This window comes from Clostridium sp. 1001275B_160808_H3, assembly GCF_015550425.1.
Lineage (GTDB): Bacteria > Bacillota > Clostridia > Clostridiales > Clostridiaceae > Clostridium.
This window is the reverse complement of the sequence record NZ_JADNAT010000034.1, coordinates 1-26,493: the sequence shown is the minus strand read 5'-3', so window position 1 is coordinate 26,493 and position 26,493 is coordinate 1. Positions and strand designations below refer to the sequence as shown.

Annotated in this window: 14 protein-coding genes, 4 tRNA genes, 2 pseudogenes, 2 riboswitches and 1 other annotated feature; of the genes and pseudogenes, 15 read left to right on the top strand and 5 right to left on the bottom strand. The window is 28.5% G+C overall.

The annotated features are described in order from the left end of the window. Positions 1–604: 604 nt before the first annotated feature. From I2A75_RS16965 to I2A75_RS16955, 3 genes and pseudogenes are all read left to right on the top strand, one after another. A pseudogene (locus tag I2A75_RS16965) lies at positions 605–1,384 on the top strand (ZIP family metal transporter). Positions 1,385–1,663: 279 nt separating this feature from the next. After that, complete coding sequence (locus I2A75_RS16960; protein ID WP_195266783.1) at positions 1,664–1,846, top strand: hypothetical protein; 183 nt, start codon at positions 1,664–1,666, stop codon at positions 1,844–1,846. Positions 1,847–1,971: 125 nt separating this feature from the next. Then, the gene (locus I2A75_RS16955) at positions 1,972–2,532 is read left to right on the top strand and encodes a sugar O-acetyltransferase (protein WP_195266782.1); all 561 of its coding nucleotides are present in this window, start codon (positions 1,972–1,974) and stop codon (positions 2,530–2,532) included. A gap of 284 nt (positions 2,533–2,816) precedes the next feature. Here the strand turns inward: I2A75_RS16955 and thrS are convergent, their stop codons facing one another. Then, entirely contained in the window at positions 2,817–4,754 is a 1,938-nt protein-coding gene (gene thrS / locus I2A75_RS16950; RefSeq protein WP_195266781.1) for a threonine--tRNA ligase, read from the bottom strand. 63 nt (positions 4,755–4,817) lie between these two features. Further along, positions 4,818–5,030 (bottom strand) — a binding site (T-box leader). Between the two features lie 217 nt (positions 5,031–5,247). Beyond that, positions 5,248–5,331: riboswitch (cyclic di-GMP riboswitch) on the top strand. A gap of 156 nt (positions 5,332–5,487) precedes the next feature. Here thrS and I2A75_RS16945 point away from each other — a divergent pair. The 3 genes from I2A75_RS16945 (at position 5,488) to I2A75_RS16935 (ending at position 13,232) form a co-directional block, all read left to right on the top strand. Continuing rightward, entirely contained in the window at positions 5,488–12,840 is a 7,353-nt protein-coding gene (locus I2A75_RS16945; protein ID WP_195266780.1) for an NPCBM/NEW2 domain-containing protein, read from the top strand. 212 nt (positions 12,841–13,052) lie between these two features. Then, positions 13,053–13,136, top strand: a tRNA-Leu gene (locus tag I2A75_RS16940). A 21-nt stretch (positions 13,137–13,157) separates the two neighbouring features. Further along, a tRNA-Gly gene (locus I2A75_RS16935) sits at positions 13,158–13,232 on the top strand. Positions 13,233–13,462: 230 nt separating this feature from the next. Here I2A75_RS16935 and I2A75_RS16930 read toward each other — a convergent pair. After that, positions 13,463–13,879: an HNH endonuclease gene (locus tag I2A75_RS16930; protein ID WP_195266779.1), complete on the bottom strand. Its 417-nt coding sequence runs from the start codon at positions 13,877–13,879 to the stop codon at positions 13,463–13,465. A 283-nt stretch (positions 13,880–14,162) separates the two neighbouring features. On the opposite strand from I2A75_RS16930, the pseudogene I2A75_RS16925 reads away from it, so the two are divergent. The 4 genes and pseudogenes from I2A75_RS16925 (at position 14,163) to I2A75_RS16910 (ending at position 16,850) form a co-directional block, all read left to right on the top strand. After that, positions 14,163–14,837 (top strand): annotated as a pseudogene (locus tag I2A75_RS16925) (hypothetical protein). 63 nt (positions 14,838–14,900) lie between these two features. After that, positions 14,901–14,974: transfer RNA gene (locus tag I2A75_RS16920), tRNA-Gly, on the top strand. A gap of 3 nt (positions 14,975–14,977) precedes the next feature. After that, positions 14,978–15,053: transfer RNA gene (locus I2A75_RS16915), tRNA-Lys, on the top strand. 297 nt (positions 15,054–15,350) lie between these two features. After that, a riboswitch (SAM riboswitch) is annotated at positions 15,351–15,457 on the top strand. A gap of 115 nt (positions 15,458–15,572) precedes the next feature. Next, positions 15,573–16,850 carry a Na+/H+ antiporter NhaC family protein gene (locus tag I2A75_RS16910; protein ID WP_195266778.1) on the top strand — a complete coding sequence of 426 codons (1,278 nt, stop codon included), beginning with the start codon at positions 15,573–15,575 and terminating at the stop codon, positions 16,848–16,850. 339 nt (positions 16,851–17,189) lie between these two features. Here I2A75_RS16910 and ispF read toward each other — a convergent pair whose 3' ends face one another. Continuing rightward, positions 17,190–17,663, bottom strand: coding sequence for a 2-C-methyl-D-erythritol 2,4-cyclodiphosphate synthase (gene ispF, locus I2A75_RS16905; RefSeq protein ID WP_195266777.1), 474 nt, complete (start codon positions 17,661–17,663; stop codon positions 17,190–17,192). 372 nt (positions 17,664–18,035) lie between these two features. Between ispF and I2A75_RS16900 the strand changes: the two genes are divergently transcribed. From I2A75_RS16900 to I2A75_RS16885, 4 genes are all read left to right on the top strand, one after another. Continuing rightward, a complete protein-coding gene (locus tag I2A75_RS16900; protein ID WP_195266776.1) occupies positions 18,036–18,644 on the top strand; it encodes a class D sortase in 609 nt (202 codons plus the stop codon). Beyond that, a complete protein-coding gene (locus I2A75_RS16895; protein WP_195266775.1) occupies positions 18,641–19,636 on the top strand; it encodes an anti-sigma factor domain-containing protein in 996 nt (331 codons plus the stop codon). Before I2A75_RS16900 ends, I2A75_RS16895 begins: the two co-directional genes overlap by 4 nt. 22 nt (positions 19,637–19,658) lie before the next feature. After that, positions 19,659–20,435, top strand: coding sequence for a 23S rRNA pseudouridine(2604) synthase RluF (gene rluF / locus I2A75_RS16890; protein ID WP_195266774.1), 777 nt, complete (start codon positions 19,659–19,661; stop codon positions 20,433–20,435). A 332-nt stretch (positions 20,436–20,767) separates the two neighbouring features. Then, positions 20,768–21,463, top strand: coding sequence for a DUF3298 and DUF4163 domain-containing protein (locus tag I2A75_RS16885; RefSeq protein WP_195266773.1), 696 nt, complete (start codon positions 20,768–20,770; stop codon positions 21,461–21,463). A gap of 275 nt (positions 21,464–21,738) precedes the next feature. On the opposite strand, the gene I2A75_RS16880 is transcribed toward I2A75_RS16885, so the two are convergent. Next, positions 21,739–24,402 (bottom strand): cation-translocating P-type ATPase, encoded by a 2,664-nt coding sequence (locus tag I2A75_RS16880; RefSeq protein ID WP_195266772.1) that lies wholly within the window; start codon positions 24,400–24,402, stop codon positions 21,739–21,741. A 387-nt stretch (positions 24,403–24,789) separates the two neighbouring features. Between I2A75_RS16880 and I2A75_RS16875 the strand changes: the two genes are divergently transcribed. After that, positions 24,790–25,053: a sugar phosphate nucleotidyltransferase gene (locus I2A75_RS16875; RefSeq protein WP_195266771.1), complete on the top strand. Its 264-nt coding sequence runs from the start codon at positions 24,790–24,792 to the stop codon at positions 25,051–25,053. Between the two features lie 224 nt (positions 25,054–25,277). On the opposite strand, the gene I2A75_RS16870 is transcribed toward I2A75_RS16875, so the two are convergent. Next, positions 25,278–26,063, bottom strand: a complete 786-nt coding sequence (locus I2A75_RS16870; RefSeq protein ID WP_195266770.1) for an AraC family transcriptional regulator — start codon at positions 26,061–26,063, stop codon at positions 25,278–25,280. Between the last annotated feature and the right edge of the window lie 430 nt (positions 26,064–26,493).

The following is a 26,493-nucleotide window of genomic DNA, read 5'->3' as shown; positions in this document are numbered from 1 at the left end:
GAGCACGAGTAGTGCCGCCAGTATCATGCCCTTATAGGGCTTAATCAAGCCACCAGCTAAGCTGGTGGTACATGACTATTAGTTTTAGTTTTTAGAATAATATGCAAATTAAATAAAATATATTAAGTGGAAATATGTTAAAATATACTTGGGTATAATAAATATTAGTAGGTAATCAATTATATAGCGAGTTCATTAAAAGTATGACTTGTATTTTAGGTATATAAATATTATTTATAGTTGCTTGTAGAAATGTGATAGGTGAAAAAAGAAGGGCATTTTAATAATAAATGGAATTTAGTTTCTTAAGATAAGATAGAAAATGAAACTAATAACAAAAATAATGACCAAGCGGTAAATAATGACCAAGCTATAAATTATAAATAATGATAATTATATTAGAAAGTAAAATAAACAAGCTTATATAGATGAAGTAAAGCAAATTGAAATTAGACATAAAAAAGTCAAGCCACGGATTATGGGTTGGAAGATTAAATAATTGCTTAATGATATGGGAGAAAGAGTTTGATAGAAAGCATTAAGGAAAGATATTATGAGTTAGTTAATTAATAGATAAAATAATATTTATACAGGAGGAGTGGAAATGAATATTTTAATTGGTATATTAATACCATTTTTAGGAACGTCTCTAGGTGCGGCGTGTGTTTATACAATGAAAAAAGAAATGAATAAAATGGTTAATAAAATACTTCTTGGCTTTGCATCAGGAGTTATGATGGCAGCAGCTGTATGGTCACTTATTATACCTTCTATAGATATGTCTCAGGATATGGGGAAATTATCGTTTATTCCAGCAGCAGTAGGAGTACTTGCTGGGATTATATTTTTATATTAACTAGATAAGGTAATTCCACATATGCATGTTGATAGTAAAAAGGAAGAAGGAACAAAAAAATATAAATTAGATAAAACTACAAAGCTTATATTATCAGTAGTAATTCATAATATTCCAGAGGGAATGGCAATAGGAATCGTTTTTGCGGCAGTTATGAATCAAGGAGGAGCAATAACTCTTGCATCAGCGCTTGCTCTCTCTGTGGGAATAGCAATTCAAAATTTTCCAGAGGGGGCAATAATATCAATGCCACTTAGAAGTGAAAGATTAAGTAAAAATAAGGCTTTCATCTATGGAGCTTTATCTGGAATAGTAGAACCAATAGCAGCAGTAATTACAATAATGTTTTCAAGTATCATTACACCAATGATGCCATATCTTCTTTCATTTGCTGCAGGAGCTATGATTTTTGTTGTGGTAGAGGAACTAATACCAGAGGCAGCTGGAGACAATTTTTCTGATATTAGTGCAATAGCCTTTTCTGTAGGATTCGTAATTATGATGATTCTGGATGTGGCATTATCCTAATTTAAGAAAAGGATAAATTATAGAATAAAAATGAAAGTTTTGTATTAAAGTTTACAAGTTTAGTTAGCTTTTTATCTGTATTATGGATTGTGATATTATCCATAAGATTTAAATTAAGTGGAGTATATGTTGGATTGTAAATAAATAATTTAATATTTGCTGTTGTTTATTATTTAAAGATTAATAGGGATAATTGCAAAGAAACTCTTTATAAAATATAATAGAACATGATAATTAAGACTTAGTAAACTAATTTACATTGATGTAAGGAGTGTATTTATGTTTAATAAAGAGGAACTTCAAATTCTTAATGAAGCTTTAAAAATGTATGAAGAAAAAACTACGAAGCAATTAGAAGCTAGTACTAATAATAAGGATAAGATGGTTGCTTATAATAGAAAGCAAAAGAAAATATGGTTACTTCAAAATAAGATGAAAAAACTTATTGAAGAAAATAAGTAAAAGCCTTTTAGTAAGGGCTTTTTTTATTTTTATATAAAGTGATTTATCAGTTTAAAAATAGTAATATGATTATAAGGTGTATTTTATATAAATAAATATAATATTTATGGTTGGGAGAGGATATTATGACTGAAAAGGAAAAGATGCTAAGGGGAGATTGGTATGTTTCTTTAGGAGATGAATTGTTTAATGATAGACAACATGCTAATGAAATTATGTTTGAATACAATTCACTACATCCAAAGGAGGTTGAAAAGAGAATGGACTTACTTAGAGGATTATTTGGTTATGCACCGAAAGAGTTCTTCATAGAGCAACCTTTTAGATGTGCTTATGGCTACAATATCTATTGGGGAGAAAATTCATTTGCAAATTACAATTGTACAATATTAGATTGTGGCAGAGTAACTATAGGAAAAAATGTTATGATTGGGCCTAATGTAAATATATTTACAGCTAATCATGCACTTTCACCTAAGGAGAGAATGGAAAATTTAGAATATGCGGACCCAGTAGAAATATGTGATGGAGTATGGATAGGTGGGGGAAGCACTATTAATCCAGGTGTGAGAATTGGAGAAAATTCAGTTATTGGATCAGGCAGTGTTGTAACTAAGAGTATTCCAGATAATGTACTAGCTGTTGGAAACCCATGTAAAGTTATAAGGGAATTGGACAAGGAGTAGTGATTCATAAAAAATATAAATATGAGAGATAGTTTATAGGAAATTGAAAGAAATTTATTTTGATTTAAAGTTTTACATGATTATCATAATAGAGATATATAAAATAAGGAGTATGATTTTAATGGAAAAAAGAAGTTCGTAACTAAGAAATAATTACAAATAAGAAGAACCCTGAAAAATCTAAAATTTTTCAGGGTTCTATTCTAAAAACATTTAATTTCTAAAAATCCGACCAGAGGATTTTTTTCACCATTCTACATTCTATATTATAAATTATACATTGATTATTTATCTTTATTAGCTATTTCAAGAATTAATCTGTTCTTTAATTCAGAAACTGAAATTGCACCTTCTTCTCCGTTCTTTCTGCTTCTTACTGAAGCTTCATTGTTAGCAGCTTCTTTTTCACCAACAACTAGGATGTAAGGTATTCTTTCAAGTCTAGCTTCTCTAATCTTATAACCGATTTTTTCTGCTCTATAGTCTGCAGAAATTCTTATTCCTGAATTTTTGAAGTCTTTAACTATTGATTCAGCATAGTCATTATATTTATCAGAAATAGGAAGAACTATTGCTTGAGTTGGAGCAAGCCAAGTTGGGAATGCACCAGCATATTTTTCAATAAGCATAGCTAAAGTTCTTTCATAACATCCAATTGATGATCTATGGATTATATATGGACGTTTTTTGTTACCATCTTTGTCTATATAAGTCATATCAAATCTTTCTGCAAGAGCAAAGTCAATTTGGATAGTTATTATTGTATCTTCTTTTCCGTGAACATTCTTAAATTGGATATCAAGTTTTGGTCCATAGAATGCAGCTTCACCTTCAGCTTCAACATAATCAATTCCAAGGTGATCTAAGATGCCTTTCATTAATACTTGAGTTTCTTCCCAAGCTTCTGGATTGTTTATATATTTTTCAGTATTGTTTGGATCCCACTTAGAGAATCTAAATGATATATCTCCATCTATGCCTAAAGTAGACATTATATGATTTATTAATTCAACACAGCCCTTAAATTCTTCTTCAACTTGATCTGGTCTACAAACAATGTGTCCATCTGATAAAGTAAATTGTCTTATACGAATTAATCCATGCATTTCTCCAGATGCTTCATTTCTATATAAAGTAGAAGTTTCAGCATATCTTATAGGTAATTCTCTATAAGAGTGTTGTTCTGCATTATAAATTGTGTATTGGAAAGGACAAGTCATTGGTCTTAATGCCATGATTTCTGGGTCTTTTTCCTCGTCACCTAAAACAAACATACCATCTTTATAGTGATCCCAGTGTCCTGAAACTTTAAATAAGTCATTCTTAGACATTGAAGGAGTTTTTGTAAATACATAGCCTCTCTTTTCTTCTTCATCTTCAACCCATCTTTGTAGAAGTTGAACAATCTTAGCACCCTTAGGCATTATAAGAGGTAAACCTTGACCTACTTTTTCATCAGTAGTGAAGATTTTAAGTTCTCTACCCAATTTGTTATGGTCTCTCTTTTTAGCTTCTTCTAAAGCTTCTAAATGAGCATCCAAATCAGTTTTCTTTAAGAATGCAGTTCCATATACTCTTGAAAGCATTTTGTTCTTTTCATCACCTTTCCAGTAAGCACCTGCACTTCTAAGAAGCTTAATAGCTTTAACTGGTTTTAAAGAAATTAGGTGAGGACCAGCGCATAAATCTACAAAGTCACCCATTTTATAGAATGAAATAACTTCATCTTCGCCTAAATCATTAATTAATTCAACCTTATATGGTTCGTTAGCATCTTCCATAAGCTTTATAGCTTCAGCTCTTGGTAATTCAAATCTTTCAATTGAAGGATTTTCTTTTACTATTTTTCTCATTTCATCTTCTATTTTTACTAAATCATCAGAACTAAATGAGTTTTCTACATCAAAATCATAGTAGAAACCATCATTTATAGCAGGTCCTATAGCTAATTTAGCATTTGGATATAATCTTTTAACTGCATAAGCTAAAACGTGAGATACACTGTGTCTTAATGCATCTTTTCCTTCTTGTGAGTCAAATGTGCAAATAGCAAGTTCGCTATCTTCATTTACTGTATAACGTAAGTCAACAACCTTTCCATTAATTATTCCACAGCAAGCATTTCTAGCTAAGCCTTCACTAATTGATTTAGCTATATCTAAAACAGAAATACCAGCTTCAAATTCTTTTACTGATCCATCTTTTAAAGTAATTTTAATCATACTTATTAATCCCTCCGTAATTTAATTTAAAATAAAAAAACTCTCATCCCTTCTATGATAAATAGAAGGGACGAGAGTAAAAGTTCTAAACTTCCCGCGGTTCCACCCTTAATTGTCTATAATAAGACCTCTTAATATATCGTAACGTGATATTAAACGGACTTTATTAGAGTCACTCAGAGGTGGTCTTCAACTAGATTCAAATAAGATAATTTCACCAAGCTTATCTCTCTCTGAAAATGAAATTTAGTTTACTCTTCTCTTCAGCGTATTAAAATATTTATAAATAATATTATAGTTATCTAATTAGTTAATGTCAATATAAAGAGATAATTAAAATAATTTACTTAAACTGGGGGAATAATAGGTTGAAATAATGAGAAAAAAGAAGAAAAATAGTAAGAATTTTATAAAAATATATGGAGGAATATGTATCTTTATGATAAAATAGTGATAATAAATTTAAAATATTTGAATTTATTTTAAAATTGTAAAATTAAATAGGCAAACTTAAAGAAATTTAAGGACGCAAAGCTATAGGGACTAAGGTGTATAACTATGTCAGCCAGTTGCCAAAGAGTACATTATACTTTTTGTTTTAAAGTTTAATTTTAAATATTACTTATTTTATTATAATAAATATTTAAAATTAAGATGTGTAAAGCTGCTCTTTTAGAGTAGCTTTTTTTAATGTACGTCTAAGGCTAGAATAAAACTAATCAGGGGGTAAATTATGAACAAGAAAAAAATAGCGGCTATAGTAGCAGTGGCATTGATAACTAATTTCTCTTCTCCAGCATTAGGGGTTTTAGCAAATGAGTTATCAAGAAATCAAACTTTAATAACAGAAGGAGCATCTATTAATGGATCGGCTCAAGCTATTATAAGTAAATTTAACTTATATAATAGCAATAATATTGAGGCTTATAATGAAGTATTCAAAATGGATAATCAAAATATTATATCTATAACTAATAATGGTGGTAGATATGCTGATTCAACTATTGATAAGGCTATAGATGGAGATTTCAATACTCATTGGGAAACAGGGAAACCAAATAGTACTGATTTTACCAATGAAGTAGTAGTTAAATTAAATGAAGTAACAAACTTAAACAGAATAGTATATGCAGCAAGGCAATCATCAGCTAAAGGTAAAGGTTTTGCTAAGGAAGTAGAAATATATGCATCTCTTACTGATGAAGAAGATGATTTTAGATTAGTAAGTAGTGGTGAATATACAGGATCTACTGGAGATATAGTAGAGATTAAGTTTAATCCAACTGAATTTAAGAGAATAAAATTTAAGTTCAAAAAAGTTGACCAAGACTGGGCTTCAGCATCAGAATTTATGTTTTATAAAGAAGATGTGGTAAGTGATAAAATGAAGAATTTATTTACTGACGATACAATGAGTCAAGTAAGTGAAGAGTTTAGTAATATAGAAAAGATAAGTGAGTTAGAAGAAGAAGCAAAAAATCATCCATTATATAGTCAATTCAAAGAGGATATAGAAAATGCAAAGTTAATTGTAGAAAATAAAGAAGTCAACTATATTGATGCTAAGGTATCTAAATTTAAGGATATGAATAGTGAGACACTTCCAATATATGACGACATTTATAAAGTGACTTCAAATAAAATAAAGTCAATAACTACAAATGGTGGTCAATATGCAGATAATTCAATAGATAAAGCAATTGATGCTGATGTAAATACAAAGTGGCATTCTGGAAAACAAAATAGTACAACCTTTACTAACGAAGTAATAATTGAGCTAAATGAACTGACGAAATTAAATAGAATAGTATATACTGCTCCTCGTGGATCTAATAGAGGGTTTGCAGAACAATTTGATATTTATGCATCAAGAACTTCTAAGGGCGATACATTTGAACTAGTATCTAGTGGTTCATCTAAAGTAACACAGGATTCTATAGAAATAAGGTTTAATCCTACTGAGTTTAGAAGAGTTAAATTTGTATTTAGAAAAGGATATGAGAATTGGGCTTGTGCTGCTGAGATTGGTTTATATACTCAAGATGAAATAGCAGAAAAAATAGATAGATTATTCACTGATGATACAATGAGCATTGTGAGTGAAGAATTTAATACATTAGAAAAAGTACAAGCGTTAGAGGAAGAGGCTAAAAGTCATCCATTTTATGAAGATTTTAAAGAGCATTTAGAAGATGCAAAAATGCTTTTACAAGAAAATCAAATTGAAGCTACAAAAGCAATTACAAAACAATTTAAATATTATTCTAACGAAGAATATTCAAATTTATTTAAAATGGACAATGAAAATATAAAGAGTATCCGTAATAATGCAGGTAATTATGGAAGTGCAGTAATAACAAATGCTGTTGACGGTAATTTAGATACATATTGGGAAACAAATAAATCAAATACGAATGATTTTACAAATGAAGTAGAAATAGAATTTAAAGAAGCTGTTGAATTAAATAGAGTGGTTTATGGAGCAAGAAAGTCTGATAATAAGGGATTTGCTAAGGAATTTGAGATATATGCTTCTACAACATCCAAAGGAGATACTTATCAACTTGTAGCTACCGGAAATCATAATAAAGTATCTGGATTAGTTGAGGCAAAATTTAATCCAACAGAATTTAAAAGAATAAAATTTAAATTTAAAAATTCGGATCAAAATTGGGCTACATTATCAGAAATAGCATTCTATAAACAAGATGTAGTAAGTGATAAAGTTGATAAGTTATTTACTAATGGATTAATGAATGAGCTTAAAGCAGAGTTCAAATCAATGGAAGCTATAGCTAAGATAGAGGAAGAAGTTAATAATCATCCATTAAAAGAAGCTTTAAAAATAAACATAGAAATAGCAAAAGATATATTAAATAATGTAGATGTTAATAATGAATCAATTGTGACAGCATCACAAAGAGGTGATGCAAATTCACAAGCAAGTAAATATAAAATTGCAAGGACATCATTTTCATTAGAGACATTTGGTAGATATGTAGTTCCTGGTGAAACAATTCAAGTGTTTGTTGATGCTGATGAAAATGGAGTAATGCCTAAGTTAGTTCTAGGCCAAATAGCAGATGATAGAAATGGATGGGTTAGAAGATATTCATTAAATCCAGGGTTAAATACTATAACTGCTCCTTCATATAGTAATATGAAACCTGCTGTAGTGTACATTGAAAATGGAGCTTTACCAAATGAGCAAGCCTATGCACCTAGAGTAAGATTAGTTGGTGGTACAGCTTTTCCTGTTTATTACCATGGAAAAACAAATCCAGAAGAGTTTGAGAAAGAGCTAGAAAAGTATGTAGAAAAAATCAGTACAAATGATGATGATTTCTCAAATGGAGTTCCTGAAAATGTTGTATATAATGTTGCAGAGCTAGTCTCTGAAAATAATACAATATCTACAAGTGCTGCAGGTGCCCTAAGAGGTGTTCAGGAATTGAAACCAATAGGAAAAACTGTTTCTGATACTATGGATGAATGGGAAATTATGTGGAAGGAATTCCAAAAAATTAGTGGTAATTTTGAAAATAATTCAGATCCAACTAAATTCTATAATGCAAAATTTACTTCAAGAGTATTTACAAAGGGACCTTATGGATGGTCTGATTGGGGATATACTGGATATAATGGAGGAAACTCAGCAAGAAGAGATGGAGGATTCTTTAAAGATATAGTTAAGCCGTTTAGTGCTCCGGGGAATGATTCATGGGCTTATTTCCATGAGTGGGGACATAGTATTAATAGTTCTTCTATGGAACATAGTGAAGTTACAAATAATATATATTCTGTAATAATGAGAAAGCTAATTAATAATAGCGATGCTGATAGAGTTGATTGGAATTCATTATATAAGAGGTTTTCAGGTGAAAAAGTTAATCATGGTTATTGGACATATCTAGGAATACTTGAGCAAGTACAATATTATTATGGGGAAGATACTTACGCTAAAGCTTCTAATATAGCTAGAATAAATCCTGATGGTATTATGAATGGCTTAGGAAACAATTTAGAAAGATTAGTTATAGGATTGTCATTAGCAACAGAAACAGACTTAACAACATTCTTTGAAGATTGGGGATATGTAAAAGCTACTGATAAGATGAAAGAGAAGGTCTCTCATTTACCTAAACCTAATGTTAAATTAGAGTATATGAATACTATAGGACGTGGGTATGAAGGAAATGGATTTTCAAAAGATGCTAAAGTCGATATACAATCTCTAAAAATAAATAAAGAAAATAAAGAGATTAGTTTAACCTATAATATAGATGTTGCTAATAAAGATGCGTCTATGGGATATGAAATTCTTAGAGATGGTGAAGTTGTTGGATATACTACAAGAACTTCATTTGTTGATAAGAATATAGATATAAATAAAAATTATACTTATGAAATAGTTGCATATGATAAAAAATTAAATTCACTAAAATCAGAAGAAATAAGTTCATTTTCACCTAGCATAAATATTCAACAAAATAAGATAACTCTAGAGTTAGGAGAAGAGTTCAATCCTCTAGATTATATAAAAGTATTAAGCCATGAAGAAAATGATATAATTTCTAGTATTGAAGTTGAACATAATGTAGATACTAGCCAAAAGGGAATATATCAAGTTAAATATACCGTAAGTGATGAAGGTATATCAGTAGAAAAGATTGTAGAAGTTGAAGTGGTAAGTGATTATGAGTATCTATCTGATTCAGAGTGGTCATCTGTAGAAACTCAATGGGGAACTCCAAGAAGAAATTCTAATATAAAAGGTCGAGTAAATGGGGAAGTAAAAGATTTTGAAAAGGGTTTTGGAATACATGCAAATGGTACAATAATTTATGATTTATCAGGTAAAGACTATGATAAATTTGAAGCTTTACTAGGAGTTGATGCGGGAATATCACCACAAAATAATTCTAGTATAAAATTTGAAATACAAGGTGATGGTAAAGTTCTAGCTACTACAGAAGTTTTAAAACATGCTGATAATATGGCATATATAAATGTACCAGTTAAAGGTGTGGAGCAATTAGTAATAAAAGTTACTGATGCTGGAAATGGAAATACTTCAGATCATGCAGTAATAGCTAACCCTAAATTAACTACAAACAATGCTAAGCCTATTATAACTGCTAGTGATAAAGTATATAAAATAGGTGAAGCTGTAGACTTTAATGAAGGTATTAGTGCAGTGGATGCAGAAGATGGAGATTTAACTTCTAATATAGAAATAATATCGAATTCATATGAAGAAGGTAAAGTAGGAAGATTTGAAGCTATATATAGGGTAACAGATAGTGATAACAATACTACAGAAAAGAAATCATATATTACAGTATATGAAGATTACACAATAGTTAAATCAAAATATGGACAATATGATAATTTAAGTGAATACAACGAGCAATTTAAGATACCAGTAGCTTCAATAACTAATAATGGAGGAAGATACTCAAGCAGTCTTATAGATTATGCAATAGATAATAATCGTAATACACATTGGGAAACTGGAACGCCAAATAGTAGTTCATTTAAAAATGAAGTTGTTTTTGACTTAGGTGAAACAACAGAAATAAGTAGAATAGCATATGCAGCAAGAAATGGTGGAAAAGGGTTCGCTAGAATGTTTGAAGTTTATGTATCTACTAAAGAAGAAGGGGATGATTTTATACTAGCTGGTAAAGGTGAATATCGTGGTAATGTTAATGATGTTGTAGAATTTAAAATAGCTAAGACAAGTGCAAGAAGAGTAAAATTTAAGTTCATAGAAGCTAACCAGGATTGGGCTAGTATTGGAGAAATGTCTTTCTATAAGGAAGATATATTATCAGATAAGATAGAGAATTTATTTACTGATAACACGAAAACAGATGTTAGTGAAAGTTATAATACTTTAGAAAAGGTACAAGCTCTTAGAGAAGAGGTAAAAGACCATCCAGCAGTTAACTTGTTTGAAGAAGAGTTAAAGAAAGCTGAAGATATTATAATAGCTAAGTTCCCTATACTAAATGTAGAAGATATAACTTATGTTAAGTTAAATAGTGAATTTGATTTAGCTTCAGGAGTTACAGCAAATGATCAAGAAGATGGTGATATAACTAGTGATGTTACAGTTAATAAAAACAGTTTTAATATAAATAAAACAGGTAAATATACATTAACTTATACAGTAGAAGATAGTGATGGTAATGTAGCAACTAAAGATAGAGATATCGTGGTATATAGTGAAAGCACATATTTATCCGATTTAGAGTGGAAATCAGCAGTATCTGGATGGAGGACTGTGAATAAAGATTCAGCAGTTAATTCAAGCAATAAAATAAAGCTTAAGGTTAATGGCGAGGTAAGAGAGTTTAATAAAGGTATAGGTGCTGCAACAAATGCTGAGATAATATATGAATTAGATGGGAATTATAGCAACTTCTCAACATATGTGGGTACTGATAAAAATTATAATGATAATAGAACTACAATAATATTTAGGATATTTGCAGATGGTGAGGAAGTTTATACCTCTGATGTAATAAGGAAAGATAGTGAAGCAGAGTTTGTAAATCTAGATGTAACTGGAGTAACAGAGCTTAAATTAGTAGCAGATGATGCTGATGGTAGTGGTCTTGGAGATTTTGCTTCTTGGGCAGATACTAAACTATATACAACAAATGCAAAACCAAAATTAACTATTCCAAAATCAATATCAACTAAAGTTGGTCAAGAAATAGATTTAAATCAGGAGTATAGCGCAATAGATTCAGAAGATGGAGATTTAACTTCTAATGTTGAAGTAACTGGTGAAGTAAACTTTAATAAGCCTGGAAAATATCCAATAAATTATAAAGTTATAGATAGTGATGGCAATGAGGTAGTTAAAACAAGAAATATAGCAGTAGTAAACATGGAAGACTATAAGTATTTAACAGAATATGATTGGAAATCTGCAAATTCAGGTTGGGGAACAGTTAGAAAAGATAATTCTGTAAGCAACAATATATTAACTTTGACCAATGAAGAGGGACAATCTATTTCATATGATAGAGGAATAGGTACACACGCTACATCTACAATAATATATGATTTGAGTGATAAAGACTATGATTACTTTACTTCTTTTGTTGGGGTAGATAGAGCAATGTATGGAAGTGTTGGATCAATAAGTTTTGAAGTGTATGTAGATGGTGAAAAGAAATTTGATAGTGGATTAATGAACTCTAGAGCTCCTCAAAAATATGTGGAAGTAGATATAAATGGGGCAAAAGAATTAAAACTTGTAGTAAAAGATGGTGGTAACGGAATTGCTTCAGATCACGCTACATGGGGAGATGCTAAGCTTCATTATGCAAACTCAGAATCTATAGATTATACAGAACTTTCTAAATCAGTTGAAAGTGCTAATGATATAGATAGAGAAATTTATACTGAAGAAAGCTTAAGTATATTAGACCAAGCAATAGTAAAAGCAACAGAAATGATAGAAAATAAAGGGGTTACTTATCAAGAGATTCAATCAATGTTAGCTGAATTGAAAGATGCAGTTGATAATTTAGAAAGAATAGATTTAAATAAAATTATTGAAATTGAAGATAAGTATTTAAAACAAGATATTCAAAAGGCTCTTGGATTAAGCGGAGATATAACTTTAGGAGATATGTATAATCTTAGGTCTCTAAATTGCAGTAGCAGAAGAGTTACAAATTTAAAAGGGTTAGAATATGCTAAAAATTTAGAAGAACTTAATATAGAGCAAAATGAAGTAAGAGATTTATCACCTTTAAAGACATTAAAAAATCTTAGAGTGATAAATGCTAGACTGCAAATAATTGAAGCTGGAATGGCTACTGTAGAAAATAATAGACTTACACTTAAAGAAAGAGTAGTATCTAGAAATGGGGAGTTGTTGAACCCTAAAGAAATTATGGTGGGTACTGAAAAAGTAGATGTGGAAAACTCTATAGATGAAAATGGAAATATATCGATAGATACGTCTAAACTAAAAGTGGGGCTTTGTGGTATTTATATAACTTATGAAAATCAAGAAGATAACCATGAAGTTGGAGTACTTTATCTATTTAATGTATATTAATAGAAACAAAGTAGAAAAAATACGCGAAATGATAAGGCGGTAAAGCAAGAATATAAATTAGTAATCACTAAGAACTTTTGTATATTAAGGGCTTAGTGATTATTAAATTTATTAAAAGAATTAAAAAAATTATTAATCAATAACAATAACAAAATTTTACAGTATATATTGATTTAGAATATAATATTTTATATAATATTAATATAAGGTATGCAGATGTGGCGGAATTGGCAGACGCACTAGACTTAGGATCTAGCGCCATTGGCGTGGGGGTTCGACTCCCTTCATCTGCACCACTTTAATATTTAAAATTATATGCGGAAGTGACTCAATGGTAGAGTGTCACCTTGCCAAGGTGAAAGTTGCGGGTTCGAATCCCGTCTTCCGCTCCAAAAGCTTTTTAAGAACATAATATAGTTTTTGAAGAGCTTTTTATTTGGAGTTTATTAAGAATGCTATTTTAACATAAGAGAAAGCTCTTAAATAACTATAGTTATCAAGTTCTGATTGATAGTATAGTATTTAAGAGCTTTTTATATTATATAAATCTAATTTAATTAAATAAATAAATTTAGTAAATCTATGCAATAAATAGCTAGTAGCTTGAATATAAAAGAATGTTTTAGCTAATATTAATACTATGGAAAAGACGTTCCAATTCAAGCTCTTGAAGCATAGCATGTGAATAGAGTTTACCTCCCATGAGGTTTTTAATTATCTCTTCTTTAGAATATCCTTCTTTAAATAATTTAAGTTTTTTAATTAATTTTTTTAAAGAAGAATGAGACATTCCTAAAAGAGTATAAAGTTCCTTAGCAGTATAGTAATCTTTGGGTAATAATTTATAAAGTTTATCTTGTAATTCTAGCTTATACCTCAAATCAGTTTCTATACAGTTGTGAGGACCGTTTTTTCCTCTATGGTGGTAGTTACAAAGATATTTATAATTTAACTTAATATCGTAGCCACCTTCGTGTTTATGAACTATATGATGAATATCCGCTGTTGCTCCACAAATTTCACAGTGGTACAAAGTCATGCCTCCTTTTTATATCTTTAATAATATTATATATATTTTTGGCTGAATATTCTATAGTATTATGAGCTTTAAATAATGAATAAATAATAGATTCATTTTATATAAAATAAAGTGGTATATTTTTACTTACAATAGGAATAAAATTATATTAAGAATATTATGAATTAAAAATGTTTAAATTTACTTTGTTATATTTTTTTTAAATACTTGAAAAGGTGGTATAATATACTATATAATATATGTATAGAATATTATATTACTGAGCTGAAAGAAAGGTGATACAGTGAGACATAGTTATGATTCATTTGATTACTGGGAAGAATTGATTAATGAAAATAAAACTATAAGAGGACATATGTTTATGGATAAATTACCTAATGAAAAAAGTATATATATCCATAGTTTAGTTTTTTCAAAAAATAATGGACTTAACAATACATGGTCGTATTTTCCAGATGGAAAAATGTTATTAGGATATATTCAATATTCATTTTTACAAGAGGCATTTTATAAATGGATATATGGAAAAGAAAGAATGGTTATTAGTGTTCCAAACATTCCAGTAGAAAAAATAATCTTAGATGGGGAAAGAAATAATAAGATATCTAAAGAAGAAGCAGATAATATGAGAAGGCATGTAAAGATGGTAAAGGATTGTTGGCTTTTACCTAATGATAAATTAATCAGGTCACTTCAAAAGTTTTCCAGAGATTTTAACAAAACTTGGTATGGAGATAGCAGAGAGTTTTTATACTTAAAGATTTTTGATACACCAAAGGATTTAGGAGAGTTTGTAGTAAATTCAAGCTATATGACAACAACGTAAAGAGAGTTTGAAGAAAGAGTTGGTGTGAATATTTCTGAATGGAAAAATATTTGTGAAAAAGCTAATAAGAATAAGAGAGATGGCGAGAAATTTAGAGATATTTTATTAAAATCACTTACGGAAATAATTTAAAGAAAAAATTTATTATTGACAGTAATAATTATGGAATATATAATGTTATTGTCAATAACATTTGCGGGTGTAGCTCAATGGTAGAGCCCTTGCCTTCCAAGCAAGTTACGTGAGTTCGATTCTCATCACCCGCTCCATATGCGTTATTAGCTCAGTTGGTAGAGCACCTGACTCTTAATCAGGGTGTCCCGGGTTCGATCCCCTGATAACGCACCAAATAAAAAGAGATTAAGTTTTTAATCTCTTTTTTTGCGTGAAAAAATATAAAAGTTTATTAGATGTTAGCATAAGTTTAAATTTCAATATTTCATTGAATTTATATATCGCAAAATAAATGAAAAAAATAAAAGTGCACAACGGCACTTTTATCAAGCATAAGGAGTGAGATTTTAAGATCCTATTCTAATTGTTGACAATAAAGTGTAGTAATATTCAAATTAGAAAATATTAAGAATAAATTTTATGTTGACAATAATAATCTAAATTGATAATATAATAGTGCAAAATTTAAAAGTCTTATCAAGAGTGGTGGAGGGACTGGCCCTATGAAGCCCAGCAACCAAGAATTTTAATTAATTTTTATGGTGCTAAATCCTGCAGGAAATCCTGATAGATAAGAGGCGAACTATAACTTTTTATATGTGTAATCAAAGCTTCTGTATTTCTGCAGAAGCTTTTTTATTTTGAAATTTATATTATACAAAATAATTTTTTATAGAAGGAGGAAAAAAGACTTTGAAGAACAAAGGAAATGGACTAGCTTTAATTCCATTAGGAGTATTTTTATTAGTTTATTTAGGGACATCAATGATAGCAAAGGATTTTTATGCTGTATCTGTAATTATTCCATTTTTAGCAGCAGCTTTAACAGCATTGATTATGAATAGAAAACTAAAGTTTGATGAGAAAATAGAAATTTTTTGTAGGAGTGCAGGGAATACTAATATTCTGCTTATGATAATCATATTTATATTAGCAGGGGCATTTGCACAGGTAGCAAAAGATATGGGGGCAGTAGATTCTACTGTCAATTTAGGACTTTCATTACTACCAAGTAGCTTATTAATACCAGGAATATTTGTTATAGGATGTTTCATAGCTCTATCTATAGGAACGTCAATGGGAACTATAGTTGCTTTGGTACCAATAGCTGTTGGGATAGCAGATAAAACTGGAATAGGAATTGCATTAGCTGTAGGTGCAGTAGTTAGTGGAGCTATGTTTGGAGACAATCTTTCGATAATATCCGATACGACTATAGCAGCTACTAGAACTCAAGGATGTGAAATGAAAGATAAATTTAAAATGAATTTTATAATAGTTCTTCCAGCTGCTATAATAACAGCTATAATATTTATGTTATTAACTAAAAATGCTGCAGTAATTAATTTAGAAGCTTTAGAATTTAATTTATTCAAAATTTTACCTTACATAATTGTTATTGTAACAGCATTACTTGGAGTTAATGTAATAGTTGTTTTATTACTTGGAATTTTATCTTCAGGAATAGTTGGATTTATATTTGGAAGTTTTGATATAATAGGATTATTTAATTCTATATCTAGTGGAATATCAGGAATGAGTGAACTTATAATAGTTTCAATTCTTATAGCAGGAACAATAGAAATTATTAAATTCAATGGAGGAATAGATTTTATTCTTAATAAGGGATTAAAGAAATTTAAAAGTAAAATGGGAGCAGAGTATGGAATTGCTATGCTAGTAAGTTTAGTAGATATATGTACAGCTAATAATACAGTTGCAATTGTAACTGTAGGTCCAATAGCTAAAGATATATCTAATGAATTTGATTTAGAACCAAAAAGAGTTGCGGGAATATTAGATATGTTTTCATGTGTATTCCAAGGAATAATACCATATGGTGCACAACTAATATCAGCAGCAGGACTAGCGGCACTATCACCATTTTCAATAATGAAATTTTTATTTTATCCATATTTAATGGGAATATGTGCTATAATAGCTATATACATATATTGGAGAAATAAATAAGGCTGTTGTAAAAATTAATATATAAACCAGAAAAAAAGTATGGCTTTCCTAAGGGAGCCATACTTTTTTAGCAAAAGAATGAAAGAATTAATGATAAAATTCGGTTAAGGCGAATTTTTAAATAATATAATTTCATAATTTAGCTTAGACTAAATTATAGTATCAATTAGTTCATTAGCTATTTAAAATTATATTTAAATGCAATTTTCATTTCTTCATTCTTTCATTCAAAATAATTCAATTTGCTTGAAATATTACTATAACTATTTGAAGCTTAACTGTTCATTTTTAATAACTCAACTTGCTTGAGTTATTACCACAATTATCAATTGTACATTATCAATTATGCACTAATAGACATATGCTTTGTGAAGAAATTCCTTCTCCACTTCCTGTAAATCCCAATCCTTCTTCTGTTGTTGCTTTAACATTGATTTGCATTACATCTATGTGTAATGCATTTGCTATGTTTTCTCGCATTTGTTGTATGAAAGGAGCCATTTTTGGTTTTTGAGCTATAATAGTAGAATCTATATTGTTTATAGAATAGCCATTACTTAATAGTAATTTTCCTACTTCTTCTAAAAGCTTTATACTTGAAATTCCTTTATACTTTTCATCTGTATCAGGAAAATGCTTTCCTATATCGCCAAGAGCTGAAGCTCCAAGTAGTGAATCCATAATTGCATGAATTAATACATCGGCATCTGAATGTCCAAGCAGACCTTTCTCATAAGGAATCTTAACACCACCTATTATTAAATCCCTTCCCTCAACTAAACGATGTACATCGTATCCTAATCCTATCCTCACTTTATCACCTCTAAATTAAGTATAGAATTATTTTACCATAAATATAGGTTTTATATTAAATGTTTATTTATGATTACTATAATACTTTTTTAAAGGGATATATTTTAGAACTATTTTTTATTCTTTTATTTTTAAATATTTTATTATAAAGGAGTCTAAATTTAGTTTTAATCTTATAAATAAAATGTATAGTTCGTGAGGAAAGTTTTCTGCGTTTAAATACAAAATCTACATAAATTACTTTTCTATTCATAAGTTACTCCTAAAATATTAATAGACTATGAAAAAATATATATTATGGTAAAAGTCTCTAAGTGTTTATGATATAATATATGATAAATTAGTATAAATGTTTATTAGGGGATGAGGGATTTGAAAGAAAAGATTAGAAGAGGGATAGGTATTATTTTAATAGTAATTGGACTAGCTTTAATTGTATCAATTGTCTACAAAAAGATAGAGACATCAAAGAAACAAAAAGAACTTCAAAATATTTTAGAACAGGTTATAACTGAAGATACTGAAGATGGGAGTGAAGGTAAAGAAGAGAAGTCAATTAATGGATATAAGCCTATTGCATTAGTTGAAATTCCAAGTATAAATTTATCCCAAGGATTGGTTGAAGGAATAACAGATGATATTCTTCAGTATTATTTAGGGCATTTTGAGACTTCAGCAAAACCAGGAGAAAAAGGAAATTTTGCAGTTGCAGGACATAGAGTATCAGATTATTCAGAGGCATTTGTCAATTTATATAAGATTGAAGCTGGGGATAAGGTAATAGTTAAAGCAAATAAGAACGAATATATATATGAAGTAACTGAGAATTTTATAGTTGATCCAAGTAGAGTAGATGTACTTGATAATACTGATGAGGCTACTATAACATTAATAACTTGTACAGTAGGGGCAAAAGAAAGAGTTATAGTAAAAGGAAAACTTGTAGAAACTAAAGATTTACTAATTGGAGGAGAAGAATGAGTGGTTATCAAAATGACAAATATAAATTCTCAATTAAATCTCCAGTAAGTGTAGCGATGGATGATGTAATTGAAAAAAGGGCAGAGGAAATAGAAAATTTAAAAGAAGAACTATTAACTTATAAAATACTTATAAAAGATTTAGCTCATGAAGATCCATCATATTCTATAAGAAATAAAATTTTAAACATAGCGTATTTTATAATTGAAGATGTAGAATTATTTGATTATTTAAGTTCAACAAAGAAGTTTCCTATAAATAGACTTCTTAACAGAACACCAGTTGAAAAAGAATTCTTCCAAAGTTGGAAAGAGTATATTATAGCATATGTAGTTATATTTTCGAATCCTAATTATAAGTATTTGCAAGAATATATACAGGTTGTAGAATCAATAAATATTTTAGGGGTAGATGAAGTCTCGCAAGTAATGCAAATATCTGAACATAGAGGACTAATACTTAACAAAGGGCTTAGAAGCGCAATTATATTAACTTCAAAAGGTGAGTTTATAAAAGTTAAATCTGGAAAAGATAATAAAATAGGTGAAGATATTATTAGCACCGAAGGAATAACTCTAAGGAAATATAAACTTCAAATATCAATATTATTGAGCTTACTTATAGTTATTATTACTATAGGAGTATTTAAATATAAAGCAATTGATAAAACGATAGTAATAGAAACTACGTCATCAATAACACTAGAGGTAAATAAATTCAATAGAATAATAGATTCTTATAGCAAAACAGAAAAAGGTGCTAGTATGTTAAAGGAATTAAAGGTAGATAACGATGATATTGATAATTCTATAAAGAATATCTTGGATTATGCATTTAATAATGGTATGATTCCTGAAAATGGTGTTCTTATAACTGTTACTGGAGAGCCATTGAGATATAATGCATTAAATAAAACTGAAGAATTTATTAAAGAGCAAGAAATTCAAGTTAGATTGAATAACTCTGGAGATGAGCATAAAGTAAGTCCTTAAAATTTAATAAAGGTGATAGAAGATGAAGCAAAAGAATAATGATGATAAATTTGTAATAATACATAATGACAGAGGTCCTGAAATAAGACTTAATAAATTTATAAGTGAAACTGGATTTTGTTCAAGAAGAGAGGCTGATAAATTAATTGAAAATGGTAGAGTAACTGTAGATGGAATAAAGGCGGTTATGGGAACTAAGGTTAATGAATCAGCAGATGTAAAAGTAGATGGAAAGCCTATAAAGAAGGTAGATGAATTAGTTTATATAGCTTTAAATAAGCCAGTAGGAATTACATGTACTACAGAGAAAAAGGTTAAAGGAAATATAGTAGATTTCGTAAATCATAAGAAAAGAATATTTCCAATAGGAAGATTAGATAAAGATTCTCAAGGTTTAATATTACTAACAAATGATGGAGACGTAGTAAACAAGATATTAAGGGCAGGGAATAATCATGAGAAAGAGTATATAGTTACTGTTGATAAGCCTATTGATGAAAAATTTATAAAATCTATGTCTAATGGGGTAAAGATTTTAGGAACAATAACTAAAAAATGCATTGTTACAAAAGAAAATAAGAATACTTTTAGAATAATTTTGACACAGGGTATGAATAGACAAATAAGAAGAATGTGCGAAGCTTTAGGATATAATGTAGTTAAGTTAAATAGAATAAGAATAATGAATATAAATCTAGGAAACTTAAAAATAGGAGAGTGGAGAGATTTAACTTCGAAAGAGCTTAAAGGAATAAATAGTTTAATAAGTAATTCTGGGAAGACAAAGGAATTTGATTAATAGGAAGTCATAGATTCTAATATTATTAGTGATCTGTGACTTTTTTGTTAGTAATTTAAAGATTTGCTTAAAAAAATAGAAAAGTTATCCACAAGCTGTAAAGTGGCTTTATTAAAGGGCTTGTCAACTTTGACTAGCAGAAAATTATAGTAAGTTTCAGTAAAAATCTGTATGTTACACACATAATCCACATGTCCATGTGGATAAGTTGTGCACACTGTGTTGAAAGTAGTGTTAATAATTATCCACACAACTGTAAATAATAAAATATATAGATAATTATAAAAAATACTGAAAATTACTACAATTTATAGATATAGGAGAAATAGTATATGAAGAAAGCTATAAGAGCATTGATTGGAATCATAGTTTTAATAAATCTTGTCCACATTTATCCACAAGGGATGTTGATAAAATTAAATGGTAATGCTGTCGAAAATACAATACTTGTGGATAAAACTATTAAGGAAAATACTGAGTTTATAAATATAAATGTCGAAATACCTCAAATAGTAGGTTTAATCAATAAAAATGGCGAAAAAGTTATCAACAAGGAAATATTAGATTGGACCACTATGTGGATAAAAGATACAAAAGATGTAAGTGAAGATTTTAAACCAACAGTTCCATATGAATTGAAAGCGAATTATACTTTAACTAATAATAATAAAGTTTTAAGTTTCTATATAGATTATTATCAGTTTAGTGGTGGGGCACATGGAATCACGACTAGGAAAACTTATAATGTAAGTATTGAGAAAGGAGAGAAATTACAATTAAAAGATTTATTTGATAAGGGATATGATTATAAAAAATTTATAAATGAAGAAATACAAAAAGAAATAAATAAGAATCCAGATTATTATTTTACAGGTAAAGAAGGATTTCAAGGAATTAAGGATGATCAAAGTTTCTATATAAAAGATGGTAAGCTAATAATACATTTTCCTTATTATGAAATAGCACCATATGCATTTGGAATGCCTGAATTTGAAATAAATACAAAATTAAATTTAGAAAAAATATAAATTTGATATTATAAAATAAAAAGTAAAATAAAAAGTAAAATTAAGATTATTTATTTTATAACTTTACTTTTAAGTTGAGCAAAATTGGAATATATTAACTTGTGAATTGGAGAAAAAGTATATTTAAATTATATTTTTAACGTTTTAATATAATGAAGAACGTATATAATTATGTTTTTTATTTAAAATTATCTTATATAAAAAAAGGTGGAAATTCATCTCCGATAAATTTCCACCTTAATTGATAATTGTCCATTATCAATTATCAATTGTTATTATGCTACTTTTCCAACTTCCTCATTTTCTTCAGAAGAAGATGTATTAGTATGCTTTCTATCTTTAATAGCATCTCTTATAACTTTAACAACTTGAATAATTAAAGTTGGTATAAATGCTAGTAAATAAATATAACCAACTTGTGCTCCTGTTAAAATAGATACTTCAAATAAGTTTTGTAAAACTGGTACAAATAATACTGCATTTAAGAATAATAAACCTACACCAAATGCTGCCCAGCTATATTTATTTGAGAATAAACCAATTGAGAATATTGATCTATCGCCTCTACAGTTAAAGCCGTGGAATAATCTTGCTAAGCAAAGTGTTGCAAAAGCCATAGTAGAAGCAACATTATTATCAGTTTTTAATCCTATATAGAAAGCTATTAATGTAAATACTGCTATAACTAAACCTTCAGCTGCAACTTCATATACAAAGTCTTTTGATAATATAGATGAGTTTCTAGCTCTAGGTTTATCTTTTAATAAATCTTTTTTAGATTTTTCCATACCTATTGCAATAGCAGGTAAACTATCTGTTAATAGATTTATAAATAGTAAATGTACTGCATGGAATGGCATTGGTAAAGCAAGTAATGAAGTATATAATACTGATAATATACCAGAAGTATTACCTGATAATAAGAATTTAATAGAATTCTTTATATTCTTATATATGTTTCTTCCATTAGCTACAGATTTAACTATAGTTGCAAAGTTATCGTCTGTTAAGATTACAGAAGCAGCATCTTTTGATACTTCTGTTCCTGTTATACCCATTGCTATTCCGATATCTGCTTGTTTAAGTGCAGGAGCATCATTAACTCCGTCTCCAGTCATAGCAACAATTTGATTTTTTTCTTGCCATGCCTTAACTATTCTTATCTTATGCTCAGGAGAAACTCTAGCATAAACTGAAATGTGTTCTATATTGTTTTCTAGTTCTTCATCTGACATTTTATCAAGTTCTAAGCCTTCGATAGCTCTATCACCATCTCTAAGAATACCTATTTGTTTTGCAATTGCAGATGCTGTTATTTTGTGGTCACCAGTAATCATAACTGGTTTTATTCCTGCTGTAATACAATCTTTAACTGCTTCTGCAGATTCTTCTCTTGGTGGATCTATCATTGATATAAGACCAATAAATGTATAGTTGTTTTCGTCTTCTAAAGATAAATATTCAGGATTTGCAAATTCCTTATAAGCAAAAGCTAAAACTCTTAATCCATTTTGTGATAATTGTTTATTTGCATTTATTATATTTTGTTTATCTTCATATGTTATATCTCTTACACCTGTAGGTGTTTTGATTTTTACTATTCTATCTAATAATACATCAAAAGCACCTTTAGTAAACATTAAGTTTTTATTATCAAATCTATGAAGAGTACTCATAAGTTTTCTATCAGAGTCAAAAGGTATTTCTGCTAGTCTTCCATGAGATTTTCTTACTTCTACTTCATCTAAAGATAACTTATGTCCTAAATTTACAAGAGCAACTTCGGTAGGGTCGCCAATTTCAACTCCATCTTTTGATGTAGAATCATTACATAAAATTGAACTATTTACTAAGTAGTTTGTAAGCTCATCATTTAAATCTAAATCTTCTCCATCAATTAATTTATTATCAAGATAAACCTTTTTTACAGTCATTTTATTTTGAGTTAATGTTCCAGTTTTATCAGAGCAAATAACAGATACTGAACCTAACCCTTCAACAGCTCTAAGTTTTTTAATAATAGCATTTTCTTTTGCCATTTTTTGAGTTCCGAGTGCTAGTACAATTGTAACGATTGAACTTAAAGCTTCTGGTATAGCAGCAACAGCTAAAGCAACAGCAAACATAAGAGAGTCGAGCATTGGTGTTCCTCTATAAAGACTAAGACCAAAAACTAAAACGCAAATTACTAAAATTCCTATAGCTAATTTTTTACTAAAATCATCTAAACTAGCTTGTAATGGAGTTTGTTTTTCTTGAGTTTCTTCCATTAAGTGAGCTATTTTTCCTATTTCAGTATCCATACCTGTAGCAGTAACTATAATTAAAGCTCTACCGTATGTAACTAATGATCCAGAGAAAACCATATTCTTTTGGTCTCCTAAGGCTATTTCTTCTTTTTCTATTACATCAATAAATTTATTTACACTTTCAGATTCTCCTGTTAATGAACTTTCATTAACTTGAAGAGAAAAGTTTTCTATTATTCTACCATCAGCTGCAACCATATCTCCAGCTTCTAATATCAATATATCTCCAGGAACAATTTCTTTAGATTGAACTTCAACTTTCTTACCATTTCTATAAACTTTTGCAGATGGTGAAGACAGTGCTTTTAAACTATCTAAAGATGCTTCTGCCTTAAAGTGTTGAACTGTACCTAATATTGCATTAAGAATAATAACAGCAAATATAACTAAGGTACTTTCTAGATTACCTGTAGCTGCAGATATAATTGCAGCAATAATTAATATTATTACAAGCAAATCTTTAAATTGACTTAAGAAAACCTGCATTACAGTTTGTTTTTTCTTTTCAGTTAATTGGTTATATCCAAACTTGTCTAAGTTTTCTTTTACTTGATGTTCAGTTAAACCACTTTTAGATACATTAAAATTCTTTAATACTTCCTCATGGGGTTTTGAAAAAAACTTCTCCATAATAACTCCTCCAAACTTATTTAATAATAATATTTTGTGTTGTAATAAAAAATTTAGCCTAGAAATATATGAGCCTACAAACAAAAAGAGACTCTTAATACAATCTTCACTTTGTGAAAAACTGTATTAAAAGTCTCGTAACCAATATGGTATATAACACCAGACCAATAGGCCGCGAATGTTGATGTTATATTTTCTACTACTCCCTCTTAATGGAAATATTATATTATAAATTAATTGTAAATCTATTTAAAAAAAATGTCAATACATAAGATTTGTCTAAATAGGAGATTATAAATATAAAAAAATTGTCAATTTTAAAAATTTCACAAAATAAAAGGTAATAGCATAAGATATATCATAGTATTTACATGGAGTTGAAAGTTATTGATATACGGGCTAATATTAGCAGGAGGAAAAGGAACAAGACTTTATCCTTTATCGAGATCAAGTAAGCCTAAACAATTTTTAAAAGTAATAAATAACAAAAGTTTTCTCCAAAACACTGTAGATAGAGTTACTCCTTTAATTAAGAAGGAAAATATTTATGTGGTTACTAACAAAGAATATAAGGATAAGATAAAAGTAGAACTTGATAATATAGATCCTAATAATATCTTTACAGAGCCACAGAACAAAGAGACCCCTTAGTAGATGACAATGGTCCGTAGATAAGATAAAATTGAAAATGGACAATTAAGAATTGTGGTTACAATTCAAGAGAGTTGTTTGAAGTTAAAATTTAAAAGTAAAAGTTAAGGTTGTTTTGCTTTGCAATACTGAATTTAAATTGTACGAAGTACTTTTGTTCAAAATTCTTTATGGATTTTTCATAAATTATTTTATTTTTTTATTTTTTTTATTTCACTTCGCAGTTATTTATTTGGCTGAATGTTTTTCCTATACATCTTAGGTGTCGAATTAGTTATTTTAACAAAGTTTCTGTTAAATGAGCGAATGCTTGAGTATCCACATGCAAAAGCAATATCTGTTATTGTATATTCAGTATTTTTTAATAAATACATTGAATAATTTATTCTATTTTCATTAATAAAATCTACAAATGATATCCCAAGTGTGTTATTAAGGTATTTAGATAAATAGGTGTAGCTATATCCAAATTTTTTAGCAATACTTTGAAGAGAAATATCTTTTGTGAAGTTTTCTTGAATATAATTTAAAGTTTTATGTAGTAATTCATAGTCATTTTTATTGTTTTCTATTATATCAGTATGGTTTAATACTTCGGAGCAAATAAGGTATAGAAGTCCCTTCATTTCTAATAAATTTGTATTACCTTTAAAAATTTTATCTATAATTAAAGTTTTAAAATCATTAGGTAAAGTAAAGATAGGATTATTTAAGAACTTTTCATGAACCATATTATGAAAAGTTTTTATGTATTCAGGTGAAAAAACACAAATATATGATTCAGAGCTATTCTTAGTAACAAAAGAATGTATTTCGTATGGAAGTAGTAGAATACATTCGTCTTCTTTTATTTCAAATGTTCTATTATTAACGCTAACTTGAAGACATCCACTTTTTACATAAATAAGCTCAAAGCTTCTATGTAAATGCTTAGGAAAATTAAAATTATAATTATGATAGTGAGATAATGTATTATTTTCACCAAAGTGATGAGATTCATAAGTTAACATAATAATCCTCCTAATAATAAATTTTGTCTATAATAATTTATTTTACACTTATTTAGATCAAATGACTATATCTACAAGATATATATCGATGGTAATTAGTAAAATTTAAGATATGCCATAGTAAATAAAATAAATTCATATAAAAAAATATATTAAATTATGAATTTGAAGTGTGTATAAATAAAAATTATCAAAAGGATAAAAATTGTCTATAAATAGATAATTAATTTCTTGTTAGCTTCTTATTGTAGTCGCTATCATATAGATATAGGTAATTTAATAGAAAATTTATTTCAAAAGGATGGGTTGTAATGAATATAGAAAATAGAATGACACATGAAGAAGCCTTGGCTAAAGCAAAAGAATTAGTATCAAAAATGACATTACAAGAAAAGGCATCACAATTAACATATAATGCAGCACCAATAGA

What these genes read in the sequence shown, in the direction of transcription:
- I2A75_RS16960 (WP_195266783.1), top strand. Translation starts at nt 1,664, where the DNA reads ATGTTTAATAAAGAGGAACTTCAAATTCTTAATGAAGCTTTAAAAATG.
- I2A75_RS16955 (WP_195266782.1), top strand. Translation starts at nt 1,972, where the DNA reads ATGACTGAAAAGGAAAAGATGCTAAGGGGAGATTGGTATGTTTCTTTA.
- thrS (WP_195266781.1), bottom strand. Translation starts at nt 4,754, where the DNA reads ATGATTAAAATTACTTTAAAAGATGGATCAGTAAAAGAATTTGAAGCT.
- I2A75_RS16945 (WP_195266780.1), top strand. Translation starts at nt 5,488, where the DNA reads ATGAACAAGAAAAAAATAGCGGCTATAGTAGCAGTGGCATTGATAACT.
- I2A75_RS16930 (WP_195266779.1), bottom strand. Translation starts at nt 13,879, where the DNA reads ATGACTTTGTACCACTGTGAAATTTGTGGAGCAACAGCGGATATTCAT.
- I2A75_RS16895 (WP_195266775.1), top strand. Translation starts at nt 18,641, where the DNA reads ATGAGTGGTTATCAAAATGACAAATATAAATTCTCAATTAAATCTCCA.
- rluF (WP_195266774.1), top strand. Translation starts at nt 19,659, where the DNA reads ATGAAGCAAAAGAATAATGATGATAAATTTGTAATAATACATAATGAC.
- I2A75_RS16885 (WP_195266773.1), top strand. Translation starts at nt 20,768, where the DNA reads ATGAAGAAAGCTATAAGAGCATTGATTGGAATCATAGTTTTAATAAAT.
- I2A75_RS16880 (WP_195266772.1), bottom strand. Translation starts at nt 24,402, where the DNA reads ATGGAGAAGTTTTTTTCAAAACCCCATGAGGAAGTATTAAAGAATTTT.
- I2A75_RS16870 (WP_195266770.1), bottom strand. Translation starts at nt 26,063, where the DNA reads ATGTTAACTTATGAATCTCATCACTTTGGTGAAAATAATACATTATCT.